Source organism: Archangium sp., from assembly GCF_057119385.1.
The window spans coordinates 22,218-45,945 of record NZ_DBNGVP010000061.1 but is presented as its reverse complement, the minus strand read 5'-3'; the positions used below and the strand labels follow the sequence as shown (position 1 = coordinate 45,945).

Annotated in this window: 17 protein-coding genes and 1 tRNA gene; 9 read left to right on the top strand and 9 right to left on the bottom strand. The window is 70.0% G+C overall.

Going from position 1 to position 23,728, the window contains the following annotated elements; genetic code table 11:
- Positions 1 to 25 precede the first annotated feature (25 nt).
- A complete protein-coding gene (locus tag AC16DP_RS13585; RefSeq protein ID WP_329733618.1) occupies positions 26 to 829 on the top strand; it encodes a hypothetical protein in 804 nt (267 codons plus the stop codon).
- 37 nt (positions 830 to 866) lie between these two features.
- On the opposite strand, the gene AC16DP_RS13580 is transcribed toward AC16DP_RS13585, so the two are convergent.
- From AC16DP_RS13580 to AC16DP_RS13570, 3 genes are all read right to left on the bottom strand, one after another.
- Positions 867 to 2,105 (bottom strand): vWA domain-containing protein, encoded by a 1,239-nt coding sequence (locus AC16DP_RS13580; protein ID WP_329733617.1) that lies wholly within the window; start codon positions 2,103 to 2,105, stop codon positions 867 to 869.
- Between the two features lie 180 nt (positions 2,106 to 2,285).
- Positions 2,286 to 3,713: an AAA family ATPase gene (locus tag AC16DP_RS13575; RefSeq protein WP_329733616.1), complete on the bottom strand. Its 1,428-nt coding sequence runs from the start codon at positions 3,711 to 3,713 to the stop codon at positions 2,286 to 2,288.
- Positions 3,714 to 3,884: 171 nt separating this feature from the next.
- Entirely contained in the window at positions 3,885 to 4,046 is a 162-nt protein-coding gene (locus tag AC16DP_RS13570; protein WP_169800641.1) for a hypothetical protein, read from the bottom strand.
- Positions 4,047 to 4,634: 588 nt separating this feature from the next.
- Here AC16DP_RS13570 and AC16DP_RS13565 point away from each other — a divergent pair.
- Positions 4,635 to 6,830 (top strand): (Fe-S)-binding protein, encoded by a 2,196-nt coding sequence (locus AC16DP_RS13565; protein ID WP_483956720.1) that lies wholly within the window; start codon positions 4,635 to 4,637, stop codon positions 6,828 to 6,830.
- Positions 6,831 to 6,994: 164 nt separating this feature from the next.
- Here the strand turns inward: AC16DP_RS13565 and AC16DP_RS13560 are convergent, their stop codons facing one another.
- The 4 genes from AC16DP_RS13560 to AC16DP_RS13545 all read right to left on the bottom strand — a co-directional run bounded on the left by AC16DP_RS13560 (position 6,995) and on the right by AC16DP_RS13545 (position 9,306).
- A complete protein-coding gene (locus AC16DP_RS13560; RefSeq protein ID WP_329733614.1) occupies positions 6,995 to 7,963 on the bottom strand; it encodes a hypothetical protein in 969 nt (322 codons plus the stop codon).
- A gap of 104 nt (positions 7,964 to 8,067) precedes the next feature.
- On the bottom strand, positions 8,068 to 8,601 hold the full coding sequence (locus AC16DP_RS13555) for a non-proteolytic archaemetzincin-like protein (RefSeq protein ID WP_329733613.1): 534 nt from the start codon (positions 8,599 to 8,601) through the stop codon (positions 8,068 to 8,070).
- A gap of 28 nt (positions 8,602 to 8,629) precedes the next feature.
- Positions 8,630 to 8,703: transfer RNA gene (locus AC16DP_RS13550), tRNA-Gln, on the bottom strand.
- 129 nt (positions 8,704 to 8,832) lie between these two features.
- The gene (locus AC16DP_RS13545; RefSeq protein ID WP_329733612.1) at positions 8,833 to 9,306 is read right to left on the bottom strand and encodes a sensor histidine kinase; all 474 of its coding nucleotides are present in this window, start codon (positions 9,304 to 9,306) and stop codon (positions 8,833 to 8,835) included.
- Between the two features lie 310 nt (positions 9,307 to 9,616).
- Here AC16DP_RS13545 and truB point away from each other — a divergent pair, with 310 nt between their 5' ends.
- The gene (gene truB / locus AC16DP_RS13540; RefSeq protein ID WP_329733611.1) at positions 9,617 to 10,516 is read left to right on the top strand and encodes a tRNA pseudouridine(55) synthase TruB; all 900 of its coding nucleotides are present in this window, start codon (positions 9,617 to 9,619) and stop codon (positions 10,514 to 10,516) included.
- 112 nt (positions 10,517 to 10,628) lie between these two features.
- On the opposite strand, the gene AC16DP_RS13535 is transcribed toward truB, so the two are convergent.
- Entirely contained in the window at positions 10,629 to 14,450 is a 3,822-nt protein-coding gene (locus AC16DP_RS13535; protein ID WP_329733610.1) for a serine/threonine-protein kinase, read from the bottom strand.
- A gap of 326 nt (positions 14,451 to 14,776) precedes the next feature.
- Here AC16DP_RS13535 and AC16DP_RS13530 point away from each other — a divergent pair, with 326 nt between their 5' ends.
- From AC16DP_RS13530 to AC16DP_RS13505, 6 genes are all read left to right on the top strand, one after another.
- Positions 14,777 to 15,514, top strand: coding sequence for an energy transducer TonB (locus tag AC16DP_RS13530; RefSeq protein WP_329733609.1), 738 nt, complete (start codon positions 14,777 to 14,779; stop codon positions 15,512 to 15,514).
- A gap of 36 nt (positions 15,515 to 15,550) precedes the next feature.
- Complete coding sequence (locus AC16DP_RS13525; RefSeq protein WP_329733608.1) at positions 15,551 to 16,306, top strand: MotA/TolQ/ExbB proton channel family protein; 756 nt, start codon at positions 15,551 to 15,553, stop codon at positions 16,304 to 16,306.
- On the top strand, positions 16,290 to 16,703 hold the full coding sequence (locus tag AC16DP_RS13520; RefSeq protein WP_329733607.1) for an ExbD/TolR family protein: 414 nt from the start codon (positions 16,290 to 16,292) through the stop codon (positions 16,701 to 16,703). The genes AC16DP_RS13525 and AC16DP_RS13520 overlap by 17 nt, the downstream gene beginning before the upstream one ends.
- 6 nt (positions 16,704 to 16,709) lie before the next feature.
- Positions 16,710 to 17,150, top strand: a complete 441-nt coding sequence (locus AC16DP_RS13515) for an ExbD/TolR family protein (protein ID WP_329733606.1) — start codon at positions 16,710 to 16,712, stop codon at positions 17,148 to 17,150.
- A 98-nt stretch (positions 17,151 to 17,248) separates the two neighbouring features.
- On the top strand, positions 17,249 to 20,164 hold the full coding sequence (locus AC16DP_RS13510) for a TonB-dependent receptor (RefSeq protein ID WP_329733605.1): 2,916 nt from the start codon (positions 17,249 to 17,251) through the stop codon (positions 20,162 to 20,164).
- A 23-nt stretch (positions 20,165 to 20,187) separates the two neighbouring features.
- The gene (locus AC16DP_RS13505; RefSeq protein WP_329733604.1) at positions 20,188 to 21,543 is read left to right on the top strand and encodes a hypothetical protein; all 1,356 of its coding nucleotides are present in this window, start codon (positions 20,188 to 20,190) and stop codon (positions 21,541 to 21,543) included.
- A 131-nt stretch (positions 21,544 to 21,674) separates the two neighbouring features.
- Here the strand turns inward: AC16DP_RS13505 and AC16DP_RS13500 are convergent, their stop codons facing one another.
- On the bottom strand, positions 21,675 to 23,666 hold the full coding sequence (locus tag AC16DP_RS13500) for a PAS domain-containing sensor histidine kinase (RefSeq protein WP_329733603.1): 1,992 nt from the start codon (positions 23,664 to 23,666) through the stop codon (positions 21,675 to 21,677).
- Between the last annotated feature and the right edge of the window lie 62 nt (positions 23,667 to 23,728).

Here is a 23,728-nt window from a genome sequence, read left to right as displayed (position 1 = left end):
AGCCGCTTTGATACGACGCCCCCGCATGGCACCCAGTCAGGATTCTTCGCTGCAACTGCCTTCCTTCCTGCATGGCACGTTCCCCGCAGTGCACCAGAAGACAGCGAAGGAGGGCACAGCGTGCGGCGAGCAGTATCTGCGGGACGGCACCTTTCCCGTTCCCCGGCTGATGCGGGAAGTGCCCCCAGGAGAGGTGGTCGTGGCTCACGAGGTGGTCGACTTCCAACGCGAGCGACCAGCCTGGCGGCTGTATATGGTGTCCAACGTCAAGAACAGCTTGTACGAGGCGCTGGCAGGGCAGAACACGATTCCCGCGAGGGATGCCTACGAAGCCTCCTTCCGTGAAACCGCCTGGGGCGCGCTGTACTTCGCCATTCACTCATCGAGTCCGGAGAGCGCGGAGCGCACGGCGGTGAGACTGCGGGCGGTGCTGCGTTACTGGGAGCCGCTCCAGTCCGTACGCTACCTCTTCAAGCACCCGGGAGCGGCGCACACACTGAATGAACTGATGATGGCCGCCTGCGGTTGGGCCATGGAAGCATGGTGCCCGGAAGGAGGAGCATCGACGCGCGCACGCCTGGAGACCGCAGCCGAGCGCATGGCGCGCGCAACACGGGAGGACTGCCTCGAGGCCATCCTCCGTCAGCTGCCACGAGCCCTTGCCGCCGAGCGCGAGTTCAAGCACCGGCAGGTGTTGGCCGACCCCACCTTCCAACGCGAACGGCTCGCAACGCTCGATTCACGTGCATTCCAACGAGTGTCCGGCGCATGCACGTCGGAGCTCATCGGACTGCTCTATGACTGGGATCACGAGCTCGGAGTGCATTGAACGGAGCGATTGCACCGGACGATCGCTCCGCCACCGCTCAGTTCCCCGCCTTCCGGATGGGGATGGCGGGCTGGATGATGCTCAGGCCCGTATGCGCGTCGGCGGCCCGGGCCCGGCGCACCATCAGCGCCGGCAGCTCGCCCGCGCGCCGCTCCACCGCGAGCTTCAAGTCCGTCAGCCGCTCCACGTGGCGCTTCGCCGGCACCTCCTCCACCGCCAGCCGCACCAGCTCGCGCAGCGCCTCCTGCGCCACCTTCAGCGACTGCTCCGCGGCGATCGGATTGCGCCGCACCAGCGACTTCCACGCCGCCGACTCCGCCGCCACCAGGTCCAGCTCCGCGCCCACCGCGCGGATGAAGCGGCCCTCGGGGCTGTCCGGCAACACGCGCTGCACCGGCACCGCCACCCGCCGCGTGTCCCCATTCTCCGTCCACGTCGTCGTCACCCCGAGCGACCAGTCCGCCAGCTCCAGCCGCCCCGTGAAGAGCGCCCGGCGCGCGAACGCGTGCGAGAGCGAGCCCAACCCCACGCTCAGCGCGTCCCCCTCCACCCGCGCCGTGTAGCGGTGACGGCACAGCAGCTCGGTGAAGCCCATCGGCTTCACGAACACGCGCGCGTCCGTCCCCACCTCGCCGAACAGCTCGGCCACCAGCGCCGCGGCCGCCACCGGCAGGCCCTCGGCGTCGTCCACGTGCGTGAAGCCCGTGCCCGCGGGCGCCGTGAGCGCCTCGAGAATCTCCGGCAGGTAGTGCCGCCCCAGTCCCAGCGCGTGCAGCGTAATCCCCGACTCGGCCACCTTGCCGCCCAGCGTGCGGAAGTCCGCCAGCGAGCGCGGGCCCACCGAGGGCTCGCCATCCGTGAGCATCAGCATCTTCGGCCGCGCCCCCGGGATGAACAGCCGGCGCACCGCCGCCGCCCCCGAGTCCACCGCCTCGTGCAGCGCCGTGCCCTCGCCGGCCTGCAACGCCGAGAGGCTCTCGGACAGCTCCGTGCGCGCCTCCGCGTCCATCAGCCGCAGCGGCACCAGCTGCTCCGGCACGCCGTCGAACGCCATCAGCCCCAGGTAGTCCTTCGGCCCCGCGCGCTCCACGAGCAGCTGCGCCGCCTCCACCGCCGCGGCCAGCGGCGCGCCCCGCATCGACGCACTCCGGTCCAACACCAGGTTCATCGCCACGGGTGCACGGGGCGCGTCCGACTCGGCCTCCACGGTGACGAGCAGATGTACATTCCGGCCGCGCTCACCATCGCGCTCGACCGCCCAGGCCGTCAGCTTCATCGCTTCATCCTCCGTGCGAGGCACACTCGTGTGCCCCGTTACTACTACCGCCGCGTCCCCTCAGTATCGCTCCACTCGCCCCCACGGCCGCAACCCGAAGGCGCCCCCCTTCCCGAGGCTCGTCCGCCCCACCCGCGGACACGCTCCCGGAATGCAGGACCCGGACACGCCGCGAAACCCTCACGAGCGGGTCCCATCCACCCCACCCGCACCGGGCTCCCACACCCCTCGCCCCTCCACCTTCCTCATCACGCCCACCACCTCGGGAGGCAACTGCGCCAGCAGTGCGGGCGACTGCGTGGCCACGAGCAGCTGGCCCTCCGTGGAGGCGCGCCGCAGCAACCGCGCGAGCACCGGCAGCACGCGCGGGTGGAGTCCCAGCTCGGGCCCGTCGAGCCCCACCAGCGGCGCCTTCCGGGGCGACAGGCACAGCGCCGCGAGGCACAGCAGGCGCAGCGTCCCGTCCGAGAGGTCCGCCAGCGTCAGCTCGCTCCCCGCGCCGGCCTCGCGCCAGACGCCGATGACGGTGCCCGGCCCGCCCCGGGGTTTGACCGAGAGCGAGTGGAAGGACGGCAGGGCCTCGCGCAGGGTGGCCTCGAGCTCGCGCCAGCGCTCCGGGTGCTCCACCATCAGGTGGAAGAGCACGGCGCTCAGGTTGGCGCCATCCGCCGCCAGCAGGGGCTCGGGCTCCGAGAGCACGGGGCGCCGGAGGGCCGCGCTCCTCGACACGTCGAAGCCCGGGTAGAAGCGCCAGCCCGAGACGAACGCGCGAAAGCCGGCGGCGGAGCGCAGGGCCGGCTCCAGCTCCCCGCGCAGCGCGAGCCTGTCTGGCGGCAGCGCGTGGGACGCGGCGAGCACGCGGGGCCGGGGCGTCGCCCACGTCACCGTGCGCACCGTCCCCCGCCCATTCTCGAAATCCAAGAATGTGAACGACTCCGACTCCTGGCCGCTCGCGTCCGGCGCCACGCAGGCGAAGCGCTCCGAGGTGACGCGGGGTGCGCTCTCGGGACCGCCCAGGCCCAGCGTGTAGCGGAAGGCGCGGCCGTTGCCGCTGGTGACGCGCAGCGACAGGTGGAGCCGCTCGGGCGCACCGGCATGGAACAGGCGCTGGCCGGTGCCGCGCGGGTCCACGCCCGGGGGCAGCGGATGCTCCACCACGAAGGCGAGCAGCGCCAGGCAGTCGAGCAGCGAGGACTTGCCCGAGCCCGGCTCGCCCGTGAGGACCGTCAGCGCCCCGAGCCGCGCCTCGAGTCCCTCGAGCACGCGGTACCCGTCCACGCGCAGGTGCGTGAGGTGGAGGGGGGCCTCCAGCGGGCCCTGGGCCGCGAGCCGCGCGCGCACGGTGGCGAAGGGCTCCGTCTCCAGCACGGCGGGCGAGAGCTGGATGGCGTCGACGAGCCCCCCGTCCTCCCCGAAGAGCACCTCCGCGAGCTCGAGCTCCGAGGCGAAGCGCTCCAGCGTGCGCGCCACCTCCGCCTCTGGCAGGCCCGACAGCTCGCCGAGCTCCGCGGCCGTCCACGCCTTGCCACGGTTGCGCTGGTACGCCTGCTTCAGCGCGGGCAGCAGCCAGTCGAAGCGCGCGAGCTCCTCCTCGGGATGCCCCGCCACCGCTTCACCTGCGCTCGATTCGCTCGGAAATCCCACGAGGGGAGGAAGATACACGGAGCCGCGGATTCCATCCCCGGAACGGGTGCCAGGCACCGGCTCGACAGGGAGACGCGTCCCTCCGCGTCACACTCGCGCCCCCGCGTCTCGTCCCGTGACGCGGGGGCCGTGGCACTACTCGGCGTCGTACCCGCCGTACGCGTCGTCGGCCCCCCACAGCCGTCCGCCGGTCGTCACCCTCACCGGCATGATGGTTCCCGACTCATCGTCCTCACCGCCCGGAACCACGTAGGCCAGCCCCTCGTCGTCCAGGTACGTCGTGTCGTCGTGCACCATGGCTCCTCCTGGGCGCTCTTCGTGTGGCCACAGGTCGCCGGCCCGCGGGCTCGACGCCCCACACGCGCGCCCCCCTTTCGGTCACCTGGAGCCCACCCCATGTGGTGCTCCGTTCAACGCGTTGACCGATTTACCGTCCAGGATGGGCATTGTCGGCGGTCTTGTAAAGTCCTTGGGCTCTCAAGCGGCCAACCACGTCTCATGGTGCACGCCTGCTTGCATTTACACAGGAGCTTGTGGCAGCCCGCCCGGAGCACCCCTTCCGAGGACCCGGGCGGGCCGCGTTTTCAGCTCCGGCGCATCCGGGCCCGGCCGGGGGACGGCCAGGCGAGCAGGAACAGCAGCCCCAGCAGCCCCGCGGGAGAGCCCCCCGCGGCGGCACAGCCGGACCCCTCCTGGCACACACGCACCGGACGTCGAGCACCCGAGGCACGGTCGTGCTGTCCACGTTGCCCCGCCCGAGGAACGTGCAGGCGTCGCCCCCAGTAGAAACACTGCGGCGCCCACCCCGGACAGGCGCTTGATTCGCGAATCAACCTTGTTAGGGTTGCGGAGTTACAGCAGTTTCGCGAGGTTCACCGAACCGCCATGAGTCCCATCATTACAGGCCTTCTCCTCGCCGTCGGAGTCTCCCTCTTCGTCATGACCATGGCCGGACGCATCGGCGTCCTGCTGGCGATGAAGACGGAGAACCGGCTGGACAACCTCCCCCAGCGAGCCGCCGCGCTGCTGCGCTTCGGACTGGGGCAGAAGCGCATGGTGGATCCGGAGGAGTTCACCCCGGGCCTCATGCACGTCTTCATCTTCGCGGCGTTCGTGGTGCTGGCGCTGCGCACCATCATGATGTTCGTGATGGGCTTCTCCGAGACGGCCCTGGTGCTGCTCACGGACCTGAAGGACCCCTTCTGGGGCGCGCACCCCCTGCTGCTCGACGTCTACCGCGTCTACCTGTTGACCAAGGACCTGGTGGCGGCCGGGGCGCTGCTGGGCGCGGCCTACTTCGTCTACATGCGCGCCAGCGTGAAGCCGGACCGCATGAGCCCCTCCTGGGAGGCCTTCCTCATCCTCGGCTTCATCTCGGGGCTGATGGTGACGGAGTTCCTCTTCGGTGGCAGCCACATGGTGCCGCGTGAGCAGGCGATGCCGCTGGCCACGCCCCACTTCGTCTGGTGGGAGCCGGTCACCAGCGTGGTGGCCATGGCGATGGCGCCGCTGGGCTGGACCGCGGCGCACGTGCTGGGCGTGGCGGGCTTCTGGATCCACCTGACCATCATCCTGGCCTTCCTCAACTTCCTGCCGGTGGGCAAGCACTTCCACGTGATTACCGGCCTGCCCAACGTGTTCTTCCTGCGCCTGGGCCAGGGGCAGCGCAACACGCAGAGCGCGAAGCTGCCCACGCCCAACCTGGAGAAGGAGGAGTTCGGCACGGCGACGGTGAAGGACCTGACGTGGAAGCAGGGCCTGGACCTGTACTCGTGCACCGAGTGCGGCCGCTGCCAGACGCACTGCCCCACGTACATCACGGGCAAGCCGCTCACCCACAAGGGCGTGAACCAGGACCTGAAGCACTGGATCTGGGAGCACGAGATGTGGGTGGAGGAGGGCCGGGGCCCGTCGGGCACGGTGGAGCCGCTGCCTGAAATCATCGGGAGCGCGCTGAAGGCGGAGACGGTGTGGGCGTGCACGAGCTGCGGCTGGTGCGAGACGGCGTGCCCGGTGTTCATCGAGAACGTGCCGCGGCTCATCGACATGCGCCGCTACCAGGTGCAGGTGAAGGCGGAGTTCCCGCAGGAAATCCAGCGCGTGTTCGAGGGAATCGAGCGCCAGGGCAACCCGTGGGGCCTGGGCCAGGACAAGCGCGACGCGTGGGCGGAGGACCTGGCGCTGCCCACGTGGGGTGACGGCGGGACGTACGAGTACCTCTTCTTCGTGGGCTGCGCGGGCAGCTACGACGACAAGCAGAAGAAGGTGAGCCGGGCGCTGGTGAAGATTCTCCGCGAGGCGGGGGTGAGCTTCGCGACGCTGTCCAAGCAGGAGATGTGCAACGGCGACACGGCGCGCCGCCTGGGCAACGAGTACCTGTACCAGACGATGGCCAAGACGAACGTCGAGAGCTGGAACGCGATGGGCGTCAAGGCGGTGATTACGCAGTGCCCGCACTGCTTCAACACCATCAAGAACGAGTACCCGGAGTTCGGCGGCGAGTACCGGGTCATCAACCACACGCAGCTCATCAACGAGTTGCTGAAGGACAAGCGCATCAAGCTGTCCGCGGTGATGAACGAGAAGCTGACGTACCACGACCCGTGCTACCTGGGCCGGCACAACGGGGTGTACGACGCGCCGCGCGAGGTGCTGAAGGCGATTCCGGGACTCGAGGTGGTGGAGATGCAGCGCAGCCAGCGGGAGGGCTTCTGCTGCGGCGCGGGTGGCGGGCGGATGTGGATGGAGGAGCACATCGGCACGCGCATCAACCACAACCGGTTGAACGAGGCGGCGCTGACGCTCAAGCACGCCGAGGATCCGAGCACGCCGTACCCGGACGCGACGGACAAGAAGAAGCCGGGCCTGGTGGGCGAGTACAAGGAGCCGGGCGGCAAGGGGATTGTCGCGGTGGCGTGCCCGTTCTGCTCGACGATGTTGAAGGACGCGGTGAACGACACGGGCCGCGAGGAGCGCATCAAGGTGAAGGACATCACCGAGCTGGTGGCGGATGCGCTGGAGGTGAAGCAGGGAGCGGGCACGGTGGCGCCGAGCGTCGCGGTGAACGCCAAGCCCGAGTAGCCGCGAGCCTCCCAGCACCCCAGCACCCCAGGCAACAACTCCGAGCAAATCCCCTCTCCCCCCGGGAGAGGGACGGGGTGAGGGTGTCGAGGGCCCCAGGTTGAAACAAGAAGGCCCGGAGACCCCACACAGGGTCCCGGGCCTTCGTGCATCAGAGACGAAACTCAGATACCGCCGTACGAGGGCTCCAGCGCGCCCGGGACGAGCAGAGTGCCCGCGCCGGTGGAGGCGATGCTGATGCGGTAGACGTTGTCGTTGCCGCCGGCGTTGGAGAGGAAGGCGACCTCGGTGTTGCCGCGCCAGCTGGGCCAGGTGTCCTCGACGCCGTACTCACCGGTGTGGGACGTCAGCTGGGTCACGCTGGTGAGCGTCTGCCCGAGCAGTCCCACGAAGATCTGCGTGCCGCTGCTGGTGCGGCCATCGAAGGCGACCTTGGTGCCGTCCGGGGACACGGTGGGGCGGGACACCACCACCTGGGCGGTATTGCCCAGGCTGGTGGAGATGACGTCGGTGGAGCCGGTGGCCACGCCCACCTTCACGAGGAAGTTGAGCTGGCTGGTGGTGTAGCCGGCGGACGCGAGCACGTACTGCCCATCCGGGTAGTAGGAGGCGGCGCCGTAGACGTAGGGGCTGCCGTTGGTGAGGAGCTGGAAGCTGCTGCCATCCGCGTTCACCCGGGCGAGCTTCGCGTAGCCGCCCTGGTCCAGGGTGAAGACGATGGTGCTGCCGCTGGGGTTGAAGGTGGGGAAGCGGAAGTTGCCGCAACCCGTGCAGGCGGTGCTGGTGCTGGAGAACACCGTGGAGGGCTGGCCCGTGCCCGTGGTGGGCACCGTGCGCAGCTCCGACGCGGTGCCGGAGCGGAACACGAAGGCCACCAGCCGGCCGTTGCGCGACACGGTGGGGTAGTACGCGTTGCCCTGGGTGGTGAGCTGCAGCGGGGAGTTGGGGTCGCCCGCGTCATCCACCGCGTACAGGTTGCGGCCGCTGGTGCCGTTGCGCACGAAGACGAAGCCACGGCTGAAGGTGCCGCCGGCGCCGCCGCCACCACCGCCGCCATCCGGGTCAAAGCCCTCGAAATCACACCCCGACAGCCCCACCACCGCCGCCAACCCGAGAATCCGCAACAGCTTCATACGCTCGTGCTCCTGTGTCTTCCGGCCCCGCGCATGGAGACGTCCATGCGGGCGCGGCATTCAAACACGAGTGGGGAGCGGACGCGCGCGGAGGGCCGGCGCGCCTAGCGGTTGAGCTTGTTCAGCTCGTTGCGGCAGTTGTTGCACAGGGACAGCTGCTTGCGATCGCAGTCCTGTGGCGTCTGGGAGAAGAACATCACGCACCGGGCGTCCTCGCAGTAGGACAGCCCCAGCAGGTGCCCGGCCTGGTGCACGGCCTCCACCTGGAGCCGGCGCCGCAGCTGCTCGCCGTCGGCGCCCTGGCGCAGGCGGAACAGGCTCAGCACGGCGCTCTTGGACTCCCGGTCCGCCTCGCCCAGCACGAAGGGCGAGTCCGGCACGAAGAGGTCCACGTCCGTGACGCCCAGCACCATGGACTGCCCGGGCTCGAGCAGCCCCGCCAGCCGGCGCATGATGGCGTTGCAGTGGTACTGGCCCCGGTCCTTGTTGAAGGCGTAGGTGGGCGCCGGCAGCGACGCCTTGCTCACCACGGAGGCGAGGCCCAGCTGCAGGGAGATGGGTCCCTCCAACTCCTTGAGGAGCACCGGAGTCGGGCTACCCAGGGGGACCAGCAGGAGCAACTTCTGCGGCTGCGGCATCGGTCCACCGTCCTCGAGAGAAGAAGGGTGGCTGGGGCGCAAGGATTCGAACCTTGATGATCAGATTCAAAGTCTGACGTCCTGCCTTTAGACGACGCCCCAGCAAGATCGCACGGTTACAGCTCGTCACGGGATTGTATGCCATCCAGTTGCAGTCGGAAACATTTACGTTCATCGGTTGGCTGGAGGACAGGCGGGGGGGTGGGGGGAGGCCCGGGTGTTGTCCGCCCTTCACGTGGGGTGCGAGTCGGCGGGGGGGTGGGGCCAGGGGGCGGGCCCGGCCATGTAGGAGCCCGGGGGGGAGGCGGGCAGCTCCAGGACGAAGGTGGCCCCCTCGCCCGGCCGGCTGGTGACGTGGATGGAGCCCCCATGGGCCTCGACGATCTGCCGGGTGAGGAAGAGGCCGAGCCCCAGGCCGCCATACTCCTGGGTGGGGACGGCCCGCTCGAAGCGGCCGAAGATGCGCTCCAGCGCCTCCGGGGAGACGCCGATGCCCTGGTCCTCCACCACGAGCCGGGCCGTGCCACCCCCCTGCGACACCAGGAGCCGGATGGGCCGGCGGGCGCCGAACTTCGCGGCGTTGCTCAACAGGTGGGTGAGGGCCTGCTCCAGCCGGGCCCGGTCCCACCTGCCGGTGACGTGGGGCTGCAGGGACAGCGACACCTCGCAACCGGCGCGCCCCAGCTCCTCGGAGAAGCGCTCCACCACGTCCTGGACCAGCCGGCGAAGACGGCGGCCAGGTACACGGGCCAGCGGCGCGGGGCCGCGCGCAGGAAGACGGCGAGCGTCAACCCGCTGGGGAGCCACACCGAGGCACTCTGGAGGGGCGGGAAGACGAAGAGGGAGCTGAGCGCCTTCAGGCCGCAGAAGGCGGCGAAGAGCAGGACGGCACGGCCCCAGACCTCGGTCCGTGGCTCGCCCGTCCTGTCCCGTCCCGTCTCCACCATCGAGTTGTCCCCGGAAATAAAGGTATGCATGCGCTACATCCCGATGAACTTCCGAGGAAACCCGACACATGAATCCCGGCATCTACCTGGCCCATAAACCGGTGGGCCCCACCAGCTTCTCGCTGGTGCAGGCATTCATGGGCGAGGTGGAAGCCGCGGGCCTCACGCGCAAACAACTGCCCGTCTGCCACGGCGGCACGCTCGACCCCTTCGCCGAGGGCCTGCTGCTGCTGCTCGCGGGCCCGGCCACGCACCTGATGGACCTGCTGCACGCCCTTCCGAAGACGTACGAGGCGGAGGTCACCTGGGGCACGGAGACAGACAACGGAGACCTGCTCGGTCAGGTCATCCATGAAGGTGATACGACTGGCCTGTCGGACAATATTCTGGATGCCGCGCTCGTCCCCTTCCTGGGTTGGAGGGAGCAGGTGCCCCCCGCGACCAGTGCCAAGAAGGTAGGTGGCGAGCCGGCCTACAAGAAGGCCCACCGGGGCGAGTCCGTGGAGCTTCCTCCTTCTCGCGTCTATCTCCACGAGGCACGGTGGCTCTCGCATGAGCTGCCGCGCCGCAGCCGCCTGCGCATCACCTGCCGCGGGGGCTACTACGTGCGAGCACTCGCGCGGGACCTCGGCCGGGCGCTCGGTTGCGGGGCCCATTTGTCCCGGTTGCACCGCACCGCCATCGGCCCGTGGGAGGACCCGGGCCCGGGAGGGCGCGTCTGGCTGCACGGTCCCGAGGCGCTGCCGTGGTGTGCCTCCCGCGTCATCGCGGGCGACGAGGTGAACGACCTCAAGCACGGGCGCTCCGTGCCCGTCGGACAGGTGCGGCCCCCGGCCTGGCGCCTGCCCGAGGGGTTTCCGGATCCGGAAGCACCCGTGCTCGCCCTGCAGCGAGGCCGGGTGGTGGCGCTGCTCCGTGAACAGGACGGAAGCCTGCGCACCCTCACCCCGCTGTGGCCCGGGTTGTGAGCCATGCTCCCTCTCCCTCCGGGAGAGGGTCAGGGTGAGGGTGTCCGGGCCCGTTCTTCAACCCGTGGCCCGAATTGGGGACAGGGGGTTCAACCCGGGATGCGTGGCACCCTCACCCCGTCCCTCTCCCGAGGGGAGAGGGGAGATTCAGCGACTCGGCTTCACGCAGCAGCCCGATGCAACCCAGCCGGCTGAACCCTTCCACCGCGTGCCGCGCGGACTCCTCTCGCTCCAGACTCCCCGGCGCCGAGGCCCGCGCCAGCTCGAGCCAGGCCATCGCCTCGTCGTAGGGCATGCCCATCTCCCGAGCCAGCCGCGCGCTGCGCTTCCACGCCGAGCGCGCCCGCCACTGGTGGCCCAACAACCAGTGCATCCGCCCCGTGCAGCGCAGCGCCACCGCCCCCGACAGGGGGAAACGCACCGCGAAGGACGACAACCGCGCGCACGCCCGCTTCGCCTCTTCGGCCACCGGCGGCGGCTTCTGTCCGGGCACCCGCTCGCGCTCCCACAGCGCCAGGTACACGCGCGCCGCGCCCTCGTACCCGTGGCTCTCCGTGTACAGCATGGGCTCGTAGCGCCGGGCCAGCTCCATCACCTTGTCCGCCTCGTCGCGCGCCCGCTCCCACTCCTCGCGCTCCAGGTACGCCATCCCCAGCAGCCCGCCGCAGATGATGTGCGAGAGCGGATCATGCTTCCCCCGCAGCATCCCCACCGCCTCGCGCAGCAACGGCATCGCCTCGTCCAGCCGGCCGAGCACCAGCAGGCTGCGCGCCATGGTGTACGCGCTCCACACCTCGTGCTGGAAATGTCCCCGCTTCCGGGCCGACTCACGGATGCTCGCGAAGCGCGCCAGCGCCTCCTCGAAGCGCCCCGTGTAGTAGTCCACGTGCCCCAGCAGCACCTCGGACAGCTCGAACTCGCCCTTGTCTCCCAGCCGCAGCAACACCCGCTGCGCCTCGCTCGCCTTGGCCGCGGCCGGCTCCCAGCGCGCGAAGCACGAGTGATACATCGACTCGACGATGAGCCCGAACGCCGTGGCACTCGGATCCTCCACCAGCAGGCCCTCGCCCTGGGCGCGGCGGAAGTAGCTGCGCGCCAGCGGGTGCAGCCGTCCCATGCCGGCGATGGAGCCGAGCTGCCCATACAACCGCAGCATCTCCGCGTCGCGGCCCGCGCGCTCGGCCAGGTTCACCGCCAGCAGCGCGGTGGCCACCATGCGCATCGGGTCATAGCGCCAGTAGTAGCACTCGGCCAGCCGCGTCGCCGCGAGCGCCGAGGCCCCCAGCAACACACGCGTCTGCCGATCCTCCTCGCGCACCCACTTCCGGGGCAGCACCAGGTGCAGCACCTGCCGCACCACCTGCGTCAGGATGAAGCGCCCCAACCCTCCCGGCGTCTCCGGCAGCGGCCGGCCCAGCTCCGCCAGCGCCTGCTTTCCGTGCGAGATGCAGGCCTCGAAGTCCGACAGGCCGTGCATGGCCTCGGCGAGCAGCCGCTCCCAGCGCGCGCGCCGGCTCGCATCCACCCGCACGCCCGTGTCCTGCCCGCGCCGCACCTCCAGCTCCAGCGCCCGGCGCAGGTAGCCCGAGGCCTCCAGGTTCGCCCCCGACTGCAGCGCGTGCGTCCCCGCCTTCTCCAGGTACTCGAAGGTCCACACGTCGTCCTGGGCGAGCTCGAAGTGGTGCGCCAGCACGGGGTAGAGCGCCGGGGGCACCCCCTCCTCCGCGTGGTGCTCCTCCAGCGCCATGGCCGCCGCGCGGTGCAGGGAACGGCGCCGCTCGGGGAGGATGCCCTCGTAGGCGATCTCCCTCAGCTTGTCGTGGACGAAGCGCAGCCGCCCGCCGCCCGCGTCCTCCAACACGTGCCGCGCGCGCAGCTCCTCCAGCGCCTCCAGCTCCTGCAGGTCCCCCATCCCCGCGGCCACCGCCAGCACGTCCGCGTCCAGCTCGCGGCCCAGCACCGACGCCACCTCCAGCAGGCTCCGCGCCTCCGAGCCCAGGCCCTCCAGCCGCCGGCCCACCAGGTCGTGCAGCACGCCGGGCAGCGGCAGCTCCTCGTGCAACCGCTCCAGGGTGTCGCCGCCCGCGGCCACCTGCCACCGGCCGAACACATCCCGGAAGAGCAGCCGCTCGTCGATGGCGGTGCGCAGGTACTCGGCCACGAAGAAGGGGTTGCCCGCCGAGCGCGTCGTGAGGAAGCGCACGAAGGTGTCCGGCGGCGAGGGCAGCGCCAGCATGTCCTCCACCATCCGCGCCACCATGGACTCGTCCAACTGCCCCAGCGCCCGGTGCGTCACGCCCGGCGCGGCCAGCAGCAGCCGCAGCGCCGCGTCCAGCTCCTCGCTGCGGTAGGTGCCCACCACCAGCACGTGCGACTCGCCGAGGAACCCCGCCTGCAAGTAGTCCAGCACGCCCAGCGACAGCTCATCGGCCCACTGCAGGTCGTCGATGACGAGCAGCACGGGCTCCTTCTCGCAGAAGGCGGCGAGCGTCTCGGCCAGGGAGCGCATGACGCGCTCGCGAGCGGCCTGCGGGGGGAGCCGCGGAGGCTCGGGGCGGGCGTCCTGTCCGGGCAGATCCGCCAGCGCGGGCTCGTAGCGGGCCAGCACCCGCCCCCGCGCGCCCAGCAGCCGCTCCGTCTCCTCGAAACCCAGGTGCCGGCACTCGTCGGCGATGGCCTGCAGCAGCGGCTTGAAGGCATGCAGCGGCTCACCGTACAGCTGCTCGCCCGTGCTTCCTCCGGACAGCGGGAGGCACCCACCCGTGACGACGCGGAAGGCCGTCCGGCCCGCGGACACCGCGCACTCCATCACCACGCGCGTCTTGCCCGCGCCGCTCTCGCCGCCGATCAGCAGACAGCCGCCATTGCCCTCGCGGGCCATCGCCAGCCGCTGCTCCATCTCCATCAGGAGCCGCTGCCGGCCCACGAACTCGGGCCGGTAGAGGTACGGCCGCGGTGTGCCTCGCGGTGGCCGGGGCAGCTCCTCCGCCCCGAGCCCGGCGAGCACGGCGCCCACGTCCGCGGCGTAGCCGATGCGCTCGCGGGGCACCTTCGCCAGCATGCGCTGCACCAGGGCATCCAGCTCCGGCGGCACGCCCTTCACCCACTCCGAGAGCCGGTACGGCTGCTCCTGCAGGTGCCGCCGCAGCACCTCCCAGCCCGAGCCCGGGAAGGGCGGCTGCCCCACCACCAGCTCATGGAGGATGCAGCCCAGCGAGTAGAGGTCCGCCCTCGCATCCACCAGCCCGCCCTTGATCTGCTCGGGGGCCATGTAGACATAGGAGCCCTCCAGGCTGCCGGAGACATCGAGCGACTCGCGGCCCAGCGGCCCTCCGAAGGCCGAGGCCAGCCCGAAGTCCACCAGCACCGGCGTGCCGTCCGGGCGGATGACGATGTTCTCCGGCTTGAGGTCGCGGTGGACGATGCCCTCGCCATGCAGGAAGGCCAGCGCGGAGCACAGGCGGCGCGTCAGGGTGAGCACCTCGCCCAGCCGCTCCAGGGACGCCTCGCGCCGCTGCTCCAACGGGGGCGGCCCGAAGGGACGGAACGAGACGCCCGTGGAACCCGTGACGCTCGGAGCCTCGGGAGCGGAGACGACCTGGGTGATGACATCCGTCGTGGTGCCGGGGTTGCGCTTCCACAGCTCGTCGATGTAGCGCCGGAGGGTGAGCCCCTCGAGCAGCTCCATGGCGTACCAGGGCAGTCCGTCCTGCACGCCCTCGGCGAGCACGCGCACCACGCCCGGGTGCTGGATGCGCCGCAGCGCGTGGATCTCCCGGCGGATGCCTCGCAGCATGGCCGCCTCGGGCACCCGCACCGTCTTGAGGGCGACCCGCTCCCCCGTCTCGTCGGAACACGCGCGGTACACGACCCCCATCCCCCCCGAGCTCAACTTCCCCAGGAGGCGGTAGGGACCGATCCTTCCCTGCTCCATTTCCTGGAGCTCCGCGGCCGACATGATGGTCCACGAGACTCGCACGGTTCGGTGTACCCCTCCAAACGAACGGCCTTCCGAGAGTACCCGCCGCCTGCCTGCCCGCCCGGTGACGGCTCCAGAAGGAGACGACCTTTCCAGTCACCTCCGTCATCCCACCGTGACGCATCCGTGACGTGAAACCCACCCGACACCCATCGTGCACGAATCGTCACGGCGTGACACGGCCGTGAGATGCGCGCGAGCCGGACGTGACGCACGGCGTGACGAAGTGTTGCGGGGGCTGCACGTGGCTGAAACGTGACGTCGCTATACGGCTGGACGTCATGTTCGAGACCTACGACAGCGCCACCGACGTGCAGTCCGCCCGGCGGTTCGCGCTCTCGGGCGTCGCCTCCCTCGGGATGTGCGCCCTGATCGGACTCACGGCGGTGGCCGTGGGCAACCAGGTGCGGGAAGTCATCAAGGAGAAGAAGGTGGACGTGGTGTTCCGTCCGCCGCCGCCTCCTCCTCCGGTGGTCGAGGTGAAGCCGGCTCCCCCGCCGCCCCCGCCGCCCAAGCCGAAGGCGAAGCCTCCTCCGCCGCCCACCGTCGCCGCGCCCGCGGCCATGGTGGCGCCCAAGGAGATTCCGGTGGAGAAGCCGCCCGAGGCCGACGCGGAGCACGCGGTGGCCGAGGCGCCCGTCGCCGTGGGAGGCACGGGCCAGCTCGTCGCGGGTGCCATCGTCACGGGCGTGGACAGCCCCGGCGTGGCCGGTGGCTCGCTGCGGCCCAAGCCCATCAACCTCCCCGAGTCCGCCACCCCGCCCAAGGAGCTCAGCTCCAACCTGCTGCCCGAGTTCCCCTCGGACATGAGGGCCAAGGGGCAGGAGGGCATGGTCATCCTGAAGATCGTCGTCGAGGCGGACGGCGGCGTCAGCAACGTCAAGGTGATGCGCGGCGAGGAGCCCTTCGTGGGTGCCGCCATCGCCGCGGTGCGCACGTGGCGCTACGAGCCCGCGCTCGTGGACGGCCAGCCCACCGCCGTCTTCCGCATCGTGAAGGTCCCCTTCCGTCTCAAGTAGCGAGCAACCTCTGTCTCACCCGCCGGAGCCCCCCAGATGAACTTCAATCTGATCGAGATCTACCACCACATGGGCTTTTTCGCCCGGTGCATCGCCTACACGCTGGTCGCCTTCGCGCTGGCGTCGATGGTCGTGTTCTTCGAGCGCCTCATCTACTTCTTCCGCTCGAAGGCGGCGGACCGGAAGTTCGCCGCGCGGGCCGGCAAGTTGCTGGAGACGCAGCAGCACGAGCAGTTCGTCATCGAGTCCTCGGCGGCCCGGGCGAGCAGCCTGGCGAAGCTGTTGGGCGGTGGCGTGAAGACGTACCTGGCCAAGAAGGCGGCGCCGCAGGGCAAGCTGGGCGCGGTGGAGCTGACGCGGAGAGACCTGGAGCGCATCTACGAGCGCGTGACGGCGGACGTGCGCCGGGGCATGAGCGTGCTGGCGTCGGTGGGCTCGGTGGCGCCGTTCGTCGGTCTGCTCGGCACGGTGGTGGGCATCATCGAGGCCTTCGCCGGTATCGCGAAGACGGGCTCGGGCGGCCTGGGCGCGGTGTCCGCCGGTATCGCCGAGGCGCTCGTCGTCACGGCGCTCGGCCTGCTGGTGGCCATCCCCGCGGTGCTGATGTTCAACTTCCTCACCACCCGCTCCGACGCGCTCCTGCTGTCGCTGGACCTGGCCCGCAAGGAGTTCATGGACCACCTGGAGGACGTGGACGGGGTGGTGTCTCCCGCGGTGCGCGGGGAGGGCGCGGTGGCCCTGGACGTGGAGCGCGCCACGCGCAAGGAGGGCGTCGATGTCCGCCCGGCGTAGCGGTGGGCTCGTGCCCGAGATGAACGTCACCCCGCTGGTGGACGTGGTGCTCGTCCTCCTCATCATCTTCATGGTGGTCACCCCGCAGCTCGAGGCAGGCGCGGCGGTGGACCTCCCGGCGGTGACGAATCCGGACAAGGGCGAGGAGAACTCGCTCACCCCCACCACCGTGAGTCTCACGGCGCAGGGCGCCTTGTTCGTGGACAAGAAGGAGGTGCCCAAGGCGCAGTTCGCCGAGCAGCTCCGCGCCGTCCACGAGAAGGACCCCGAGGCCCGCGTGGTGCTCAAGGCGGACCGGGGCGTGCGCTACGCCGAGGTGCGCGGGGTCTTCAAGACGCTGCAGGACATCGGCTTCCCGGGCATCTCGCTCCAGGTCATCGACCGGAAGAAGGAGTGACGCGCCATGGCCTTTGATCTCGGTGGTGGCAAGGGCGGCATCCGCCCCGCGATGAACGTGACGCCCCTCGTGGACGTGGTGCTCGTGCTCCTCATCATCTTCATGGTCGTCACCCCGCTGATGACCAAGCAGATGTGGATGGACGTGCCGGGCAAGGCGGACGAGCAGACCGAAGTGGCTCCGCCTCCTCCCGGCGCACTGCCTCCCGTGGTGCTCACCGTCACCAAGGCGGGCGCCGTGCAGATCAACCGCGAGGACGTGCCGCGCGACCAGGTCGTGGCCCGGCTCCAGCGGATGATCAACGCGCGCCCGGACAAGATCGTGTTCTTCGACGCGGAGAACGACGTGCCGTATGGCACCGCGATGGAAGTCATGGACCTCGCGCGTGGCGGGAATCTCACCGTCGCCGTGGTCCCCGACGCCGTCGCCGAGCCGGCCGCGCCGTGACCTGAAGTCTTCATTCCGGTCTCTCCCTTTTCACCTTCCATCCATTTCGTTGCCACGGGCGTCGCGTTCTCTACGCGCGCTCGTTGGTGAGGAGTCCCGTGTTGTCTCTCCATTCCCTTCGCGCCGCACTGGCGGCGCTCGCACTGCTGGCCGCGCCCGTGATGGCGCAGGCGCCTGTTCCAGAGGCCTCCGGGTCCTCGTCCCAGGTTGACGCGGATTCAACCCAGCACCCTCACCCCGACCCTCTCCCGGAGGGCGAGGGAGGAGTGGGCACGGCAGCCACCTCCAGTGACACCGCCACTGACGCCGCTGACGCCGCCGAGCGCAGCGACGACGAGATGATGGCTGACTCGGCCACGCCTCCTCCGGGCTTCACCGGCGTCTACGGCCAGATCACCGACGCCCAGACGAAGGAGACGCTCATCGAGGCCACGGTGAAGGTCGTCACCGGCGGACAGAAGAGCGTGCTCACCGACATCGACGGCAACTACCAGCTCGCGCTTCCTCCCGGGAAGTATGACCTGCGCGTCTTCTATGACGTCTACGAGGGCCGCCGCATCACTGGCGTCATCGTGGAGCAGGGCAAGGCCACGAAGCTGGACGTGCAGCTGAGCGCCGACGCGGGCGCCGTGCAGGAAGTCGTCGTCGAGGCCCGCGCGGACCGCCGTGCCGAGGGCGCCCTGCTCCAGGAGCGCAAGAAGGCCGCCGCCGTCTCCGACGCCATCAGCTCCCAGGAGATCGCCCGCACGCCGGACTCGAGCGCCTCGGACGCGGTGAAGCGCGTGGTGAGCGTCACGGTGGTGGATGGCCGCTTCATGCTGCTGCGTGGCCTGGGTGGCCGCTACTCGGTGACGCTGCTCAACGGCGCGCTGCTGCCCAGCCCCGAGCCGGATGAGCCCTCCGTTCCGCTGGACCTCTTCCCCACCAGCCTCCTGGCCAACCTCAACGTGGTGAAGAGCTACACCAGTGACCTGCCCGGCACCTTCGGCGGTGGCACGCTCCTCATCGAGACCAACACCTACCCGAGCAAGTTCGAGTTCAAGCCGCGCATCACCTTCTCGGGCGACAGCATCTCCACCTTCCAGCAGCGCAACACGCACCCGGGCAGCTTCCTGGAGGCGCTGAGCTTCGCGGGCCCCGACCGCCAGCTCCCCGCGGGCCTGCCCCAGAACGAGCGGATGGGCAGCTCGGCGAGCACCTGGCAGTCCTTCCCCAACATCTGGTCCGCGCGCCGCGCCACCGCGCTGCCCAACCTGGGCCTGGGCGCGTCCATGGGTGACACGCTGCGCTTCGGCAACAGCCGCCTGGGCTACCTGGCCACCGTCAACTACGGCCACAAGGAGAGCGTCCGCGAGTCCGAGTTCGCCCGCGCCGACATGCCGGTGGGCGAACTCCAGGCCCAGGACGCCACCCGCACCCTCCAGGGCTCCGAGGGCTCCACCCTCAGCGCGCTCGCCAGCGTGGGCTACCAGTTCGACCGCGACAACGAGCTCACCTTCTTCAGCCTCTACACGCGCGGCACGGACAGCACCACCTTCACCTCCCGCGGCGTGAACAACGGCCGCTCGGAGACCTTCGAGAGCACGCGCCTGCAGTTCGTCTCCCGCGCCCTCTCCTTCAACCAGGTGCGCGGCTTCCACCGCCTCAACACCCTGGGCGATGCCGAGCTCGACTGGCAGGCCAACTTCAGCCGCGTGGACCGCGACGAGCCGGACACCCGCGACACCCTCTACAGCGACGACCTGGGCACCCCCACCGGAAAGTACGCCTTCCCCAACCAGCCCAACAGCGGCGAGCGCTTCTTCGGCACGCTCGGAGAAACCTCCACCGGCGGCAGCGCCAGCCTCACCCTGCCCTTCTCCGACGTGCGCGTGAAGGCGGGCGGTCTGGCCCAGGTGTCCTTCCGTGACTTCCAGGCCCGCCGCTTCCGCTACCTGCTCACCGACACCCCGGTGGACACCTCGCTGCCCCCCGAGGAGCTCTTCGCCTCCTCCCACCTGGGCACCAGCGTCCGCATGCGCGAGACCACGCGCGGCGATGACGCCTATGACGCGTACCTCGGCGTCTTCGCCGGCTTCGCGACGGCGGACTACAAGCCCGTGGAGCCCCTGCGCCTGGTGGGTGGCGTGCGCGTGGAGCACTCGCTGCAGCAGCTCACCGCCCACAGCCCGTTCGACACCACCTCCACCGGCAACACCCGTGCGAACTACCTGGACGTGCTGCCGGCCTTCAACGCCATCTACGCGCTGCGTCCCGACATGAACCTGCGCGCCGGCTACAGCTACACGCTGGCCCGGCCCACCTTCCGCGAGCTGGCCCCGTTCATCTTCTTCGACTTCGTCCGCCGCCGGAACGTGTCCGGCAACCCGGAGCTGCTCGAGACGCGCATCCACAACCTCGACACCCGTCTGGAGTGGTTCGTCGGGGAGAACGAGGTGCTCGCCGCCAGCGTCTTCTACAAGAACTTCCAGAGCCCCATCGAGCGCATCCTCCGCTACTCCGGCGACATGGGCTTCGAGAACGCGGATGGCGCCAACAGCTACGGCGTCGAGCTGGAGGCCCGCGCGTCGCTCGGCCGCCTCTCCCCGGCGCTCTCCCACTTCCGCGCCGCGGCCAACCTGACGCTCATCCAGTCCAACATCGTCCTCACGGACCCGGAGAAGCTGGGCGCGCAGACGAACAGCCAGCGGCCCATGCAGGGCCAGTCGCCCTACGTCATCAACCTCAACCTCGGCTACGACCGCCCCGAGAGCGGCACCGAGGTGGCCCTGCTCTACAACGTCTACGGCCCGCGCATCAGCGAGGTCGGCCTCAATCCGCTCCCGGACGTCTACGAGCAGCCCTTCCACCGCGTGGACCTGTCCGTCAGCCAGAAGCTCGGCAACGACCTGCAGCTCAAGCTCACCGGCTCCAACCTGCTCGACTCCGCCGTCGTCTTGGACCAGGGCGGAATCACCATCCTGAAGTACCGCCCGGGCATCGCCTTCTCCGCGGCGCTCGGCTGGACCCTGTAACCCCCGTCAAAAGGAAGCACACCATGAAGCGGCTCGCTCTCGGCCTCACCCTTGGTACGTCCCTGCTCGCCGGTTGCCCCGGCCCGGTGGAGCAGGACACCGCGGACGACGTCAGCGCCAACATCACGCAGAACACCACCTGGACGGCCGACAAGGTCTACACCCTCAAGGGCTACATCTTCGTGGAGAGCGGCACGCTCACCATCGAGCCGGGCACGAAGATTCTCGGTGAGGAGGGCAGCGCGCTCGTCATCACCCGCAACGCGAAGCTGAACGCGGTGGGCACGGCGGAGAAGCCCATCGTCTTCACCAGCGCGAAGCCCGAGGGCGAGCGCGCCGCCGGTGACTGGGGCGGCGTGGTGCTGCTGGGCAACGCGCGAATCAACGTCGCCGGTGGCAGCAACACCATCGAGGGCTTCTTCGCCACCAGCGGCGATGACCGCACGAAGTACGGCGGTACCGACGACGCCCACGACTGCGGCAAGCTGAAGTACGCCCGCATCGAGTTCGCCGGCTACGAGCTGGCCGAGGACAACGAGCTCAACGGCCTGACCACGGGCGCGTGCGGCTCGGCCACGGAGCTCGACTTCGTCCAGGTGCACAAGGGCGCGGACGACGGCGTGGAGATGTTCGGCGGTACCGCCAACCTCAAGCACCTCGTCATCAGCCAGCCGGACGACGACGGCCTGGACTATGACCTGGGCTACAGCGGCAAGGTGCAGTTCCTGATCGTCCAGCAGAACGACCGGGTGGGCAACCGCGCCATCGAGGCCAGCGGCAACAAGACCACCAACACGGCCACCCCGCGCTCGGTGCCGGAGATCTGGAACGCCTCCTTCATCGGCTCCAACCGCGCCCCGGCCACCACGGGCACCAAGCAGGAGGGCCTGGTGTTCAACACCGGCGCCGGCGTGAAGCTCAACAACGCCATCGTCGCTTACTTCGCCGACAAGGCGGTGGACGTGGACGGCGCGGCCTCGGCGCAGCTGTCCGAGTCCGGCAACCTGAGCATCAAGAACACCCTCTTCTGGATGAACAAGGGCAACACCACGTCCATCGACTACTCGGCCAACCCGGTGAAGGACGCCGCGGGCAACACCACCAACGCGGACGCCACCCGGCTGAGCGACGGCACCATCTACAAGGAGAACGAGCAGCTCCTCGCCACGGTGAACAACAACCGCGTGGTGGACCCCATGCTGAGCGCCGCGGTGAACGCCAAGACGCCCAACTTCAAGCCGGCCGCCGAGTCGCAGGCGCTCCTCACCTCCAACGCCGCCACGCCGGCGGATCCGTTCTTCGACGCCACCGCGAAGTTCATCGGCGCGGTGGGCAGCACGGACTGGACGGCCGGCTGGACCGCGTACCCGGAGAACTGAGCTTCACCTGAAGCCGTACGAGGAATGCCGCACCCGGCGCTGCCTCCCGGGTGCGGCCCCATCGCCCGGAGGTACGTTCTTCTGACGGAGGGGGCTCCGGGAGAAGACGTATCTCCGGGCGGTGTCTTTCTTCACGCCCGGGCACGCAGCGGCAGCTCCACGGTGAAGGTCGAGCCCCGCGCCAGCTCGCTCTCCACGCGGATGCTGCCCTGCATGGCCTCGACAATCTGTTTGGAGATGAAGAGCCCCAGCCCCAGGCCGCCGTAGTGCCGCTCGGACACGGCGCGCCCGAAGCGGGAGAACAGGCGCGGCAGGTCCGCGGGGGCGATGCCGATGCCCTCGTCCCGGACCATCAGCCGTGTCCGCTCGTCCTCCACCGTCACGCGCACGTGGATGGGCTTGCCCGCGCCGTACTTGGCCGCGTTGGACAGCAGGTTGACGAGCACCTGGTCCAAGCGCAGCGGATCCCAATACCCGTGCACGGGCGGCGTGGCGGGGAAGTCCACCGCGCACCCGGCCTGGGCGAACACCTCGGAGAGCCGCTCCATCACCTCGCGCAGCAGTCCGGTGAGCTCCATGTCGACGGGCTCGAGCCCCAGCCGGCCGGCGCCGATGCGGCTCACGTCCAGCAGGCTGTCCACCAACGAGGTGAGCCGCTCCACCTGACGCATCGCCTTGGGGAGCCGCGTGCCCACGGACGCCCGGCACTCGGGCGTCAGGCACTTGTCGATGAGCGTGTGCTGGAGCTTGAGCGAGGTGAGCGGCGTCTTCAGCTCATGGCTCGCCACGGAAAGGAACTCGTCCCGGAGGCCCACCGCCTGCCGGGCCTCCTCGTAGAGCCGGAGGTTCTCCAGCGACATGCCCACCCGGTGCGCCAGCTCCTCCGCGAGCGACAGGTCCTGCTCGTCCAAGCGCCGCAACGGGGCGCAGGCGGCGAAGATCATCATCCCGTGCACCTTGCCCCCCGCGCGCATCGGCACCGTCATCACCGAGTGGGCATCCAGCGTGTTCATCACCTCCAGGTGCTCGGGGCAGACGGCGTAGCGCTGGCGGACGTCCCGGGTGAACTCCCGGATGAGGACGGACTTCCCCGTGTGCACCCCCTCCAGCAGCGGGCTCCTCCCCGGGGCCTGGGGCACGAAGCTCCTGGCGCGCTGGACGAGCGGCTCCTCGGACGGCTCGCGGTGCGCCGCGGCCACGCGCGGCAGATGTCCGTCCGCCCGCGCCACGCCGATGATGCAGTAGGAGCAGATGGAGGAGGCGGCGAGCCGGGCCACCCGCTCGAGGATCTCCTCCGCCCGGTCCAGGCGCTCGGCGAGCAGCCGGCTGGCCTCCGAGAGGAAGCGGGCACTGGCCTCGGCGCGCTTGCGCTGGGTGATGTCCACCACCGTGCCGCTGAAGCGCAGCAGCTGGCCCCGCTCATCGAACCAGGCGCGCCCCTGGGCGGAGAGCCACCGCTCGATGCCATCCTGGATGCCGATGACGCGGTATTCGATGTCATAGCCCCCGCCACTCTCCGGGGTCTCGGCCCATTGGATGACCTGCGCCGTGCGCTCGCGATCCTCGGGATGGACGATGGAGAGGAACCGCTCGCAGTCCATCCGGTAGTCCGGCGGGGCGCCGAAGAGCGCCTGGGCGCGGGCGTCACACAGGAACTCGCCGGTGGCGGGGTTGTAGTCCCAGGTGCCGATGGAGGCCGAGGCGAGGGACATGCGCAGCCGCTCCTCGCTGAACCGGAGCGCCTCGCGTGCGAGCCTCGGCTCGGGCACCTCCTCGACGTACAGGCAGAGCCCCACCATCTCCAGGCCCTCATGGAGGGGATGGCAGCTCACCCGCCCCCACTCCAGCTCCAGCCAGGGGAAGGGCCGTCCCGTCGTGAGCACCTGCTGGAGGCGCCAGAGCAGGTCCTGCGTGGCCTCCCCCGGAGGAAACACGTCGGCCAGACCCATGCCCGGCCAGGCCCGGGTGCGCGGGCCGTGCAGCCCGGCCATGGCCCGGTTGAAGCGGACCACCTGGAGCCGCCGGTCCACGAGGGCGATACCGATGGGTGCGTTCCACAGCACCTCCAGTTGGACCGCCTCCAGGTCGAGCCGCGAGGCCGGGCCCTCCAGGGCCCCATTCATTCCCATCTCCCTCTGTCCATCCAACACCCCCTGCCGGTAACAGCCACTGGCCCGGCGTCCAT